Source organism: Paraburkholderia sp. J41 (assembly GCF_905220235.1).
Taxonomy (GTDB): Bacteria; Pseudomonadota; Gammaproteobacteria; order Burkholderiales; family Burkholderiaceae; genus Paraburkholderia.
In genome coordinates this window covers 1-2862 of sequence record NZ_CAJMZE010000073.1, presented here as the reverse complement: position 1 = coordinate 2862, position 2862 = coordinate 1, and the positions used below count along the sequence as shown (strand labels likewise).

Annotated in this window: 2 protein-coding genes and 1 pseudogene; 2 read left to right on the top strand and 1 reads right to left on the bottom strand. The window is 60.6% G+C overall.

The features are described from left to right. Nucleotides 1–324: pseudogene (locus U5805_RS31430) on the bottom strand (type VI secretion system tip protein VgrG); the annotation flags it as partial. Between the two features lie 225 nt (nt 325–549). On the opposite strand from U5805_RS31430, the gene U5805_RS31425 reads away from it, so the two are divergent. Further along, nucleotides 550–1731, top strand: a complete 1182-nt coding sequence (locus U5805_RS31425; RefSeq protein ID WP_322107382.1) for a hypothetical protein — start codon at nt 550–552, stop codon at nt 1729–1731. A gap of 508 nt (nt 1732–2239) precedes the next feature. Then, nucleotides 2240–2862, top strand: a 623-nt coding sequence (locus U5805_RS31420; protein WP_322107380.1) for a hypothetical protein, incomplete at its 3' end; no start/stop codon positions are given.

The window sequence follows — 2862 nt, the reverse complement described above, 5'->3', positions numbered from 1 at the left end:
AAAGTGCGACTTGAGGACAAACTGGTGCTTTGTAAGGTCGTGCGTCTTCTGGATGACGGAGACGCGTTCGAGGTAGCCTGAAAACTTCTTCACGCTCCCGTCCTCCGCCGTGATGGTAAACACGGCGTCGAGATTCAGGTATTCCGCGCGAGGCAACTGCTCGGGATGCGTCGCCTCGATCATCACCGTGGTCGGCTCCCCCATCGCTTCAGTCGCCGTAAACGACACGACCGACAGCTCCGACGCACTTGCCGTTCCGGGAATATCCAGGTGATACGCCTGCCTGCCCGTGATACCGGGCCGTAATGGATCGAACTCCGCCATGCTTTCGGTTCTCCTTTTCAAGACTGGCGGACTCGTGTTGCGGGCATCCGCCTGTTTCCACTTCCAGACCGGAAAAATAGGGCATGTCTGGCAGGAACGGCGCGCAAACACCGGAAACCTTGACCCGCAACAACGACGCCACGCCAGTCTTACAAGTCACTTTAATAAATCTGCATAACGAACAAACGGTCAAAGGTGACACGCCTTCGGCCCGTCGCGCCCCGGATGAATGCGACAGCAACGCGCGTGCGCTTCGAGCTGCTGATGATCGCGCTGGAGGACGAGTCGGACATCGACGCCATGCGCTCGCTGGAAGTCTCGGCGTTCTGGCTGCACGAGGCCACCGACCTCACCGAAGCGATCCTGCGCGTCGCGACCCAGCGCGTCGGGCGCTACCCCGCCATGAAGCACGGCGTGGCCTGTGCGGAGCCGGGGGTAATGCTGGACTTCAACCTGCCGGACCAGACCCACTGGCTGTACAAGAAGTTCGTGGAGCGTGAGCCGTTGCCGGTGATCGAGCTGGCGGACGGTCGTACCTTCGTGCCGACCGTAGAACTCTTCACGCAGCCCGCCGCCGTCCTCTGTGACAACGAAGCGGAAGTGGAAGCCGATGGCGCACCGCCGCGCTTCCGTATGAACCCGGCTGCGGAGAATGTGGCGAACCTGCCGCCCGACTACTACGCCAACCAGCTCGCGACGCTCAAGTGGCCGGAAATCCGCTCCTACCTGCTGATGCGCTGGACCCCCACGGCCCTCGGCAAGCTCGTGCATCCGGAGTTCTCGGCGCAGGCCCACGTGGGCAAGCTCCGCACCATGCCCGTAACCGGCGAGGAAACGCTGATCGGGATCGACACGTCAGGGTTGCACCCCGGCGCGGTGTTCGGCCAGCCGCAGGCGGGCCAGCTTGTCGTGATGGATGAGGGCTACAGCGACGAGATGGCGTTCGAGCAGTTCATACAGGAAGTGCTGCTGACGATCATCGCCAGGCGCTACCACGGCACGCCGCTGCTGGCGGTCTGCGATCCGTCGAACCCGAGGGACGCGCGCACCGGCCTGACTCCGGTGCAGCTCCTACAGCGCTACCAGATACGGGCCATTCCCGCATCAACGAACCGCTTTGCCTTGAGAAAAGCCGCCGTCGCGCGCCTCCTGAACCGCCGTCATGGCTGCGTGATTGATCCGGTCTGCATGATGCTCATCGACGGCCTGGGCAAGAGCTACGTGCATCGCCGCCTGCGTGCCACAGCCACCACGGGCTTGCAGTACGCCAACGAGCCGGTCAAGGGGACGACCTCGCACGTGTGCGAGGCGTTCCAGTACCTGTGCCTGCACGTGGCGCACGTGGTCCCCGAGGAAGAAGTCACTAACCGGTCGAGGGTGCAGATCAGCAAACGGAGGATGGTTTAGTCGTCTCAGGAATCGGTATGCACGCCAGTGTCCGCGTCGATCTTGCGGCCTTGCCCCACTTCGTTTGGCGCAGGGCTGGCGGCGGGCGACGGCGTGCCCGCCTGGTCCCCGGTGGTCTGTACGGCGGGCGTTCCTGGGGCAGTCGTGGCTGCGCGGGGCGGATCGCCCGCTGCTGCACTGGGCCGGGTCGCGCCTGGGCTGCTGTCGTCTCCGCCGCAGCCCGCCACGCACAGGCACATTGCGACGGATACGGCAAGGAAGAAGGTCGGAGTGTGTCGGAGGCCCACGTTTTCACCTCAATCACTTTGAAGAAAGTCATTGAGAATATATCGATGCAAGCTCCAGATCGAGGCCCACCAGTCTCCAGTTGGTCCTTGATTGACCTACGCCAACATGGCTGCATGATTCAGATTTCCCGTATTCTCCTGTGGATATCCCATGCCTAGGATTCAACGTTTCTTCGGCAAGTTCAATTCTTATAAACCAGCCATAAATGTAGGAGAACTAATTGAAGCTCCGCAATCTTCTTGTGTCGGCGTCTAGTTACCTGATGAGCTTCCTGCTGGCCGCGCCCGCCATTTCAATGCTGGGCATCCACGCTGCACAGGCAATGCCTCCTGGATACCCGTCTACTGCCAGCGCTGCCTATAACGTTGGAGGCACGGTTGACGGCAAATATATAGATAGCAAAGGTAAAACGTATGACGGCACAGGTTATCTTGTCGTCGTCATCGACGGCGCAATTCGCACGGATCATGCAGCGTTTATTGATGCGGGGAAAAAAAGCAAAATCTCGGAAGTTGCCTGCTTCGGGCTAAGGACTGGCCCGTGGCCAAGTCTGTGCAAGTACGAGACTGTCATCAGCCGTCCGCTCGCGGGTGATCCTTCTGCGGCATATATCTTCACCGCACTCGACGCGATGCCATCGAATGCACCACAGAATAGGTGCAGCCAGCTCGATTATCTTGGAGCGCGCCAAGCGTGCCATTACTTTCACGGAACGGCGACTTCCGGTGCTGTCGTTGGTCAGCCTTCTGTCTACACAGAAGGAGCAACAAGATTTACGTATACCGGTGTCGCCCCTGGAGCGAAACTCGTTCCGATCAAGATTGGGGGCGGGGTGGGTGCGGA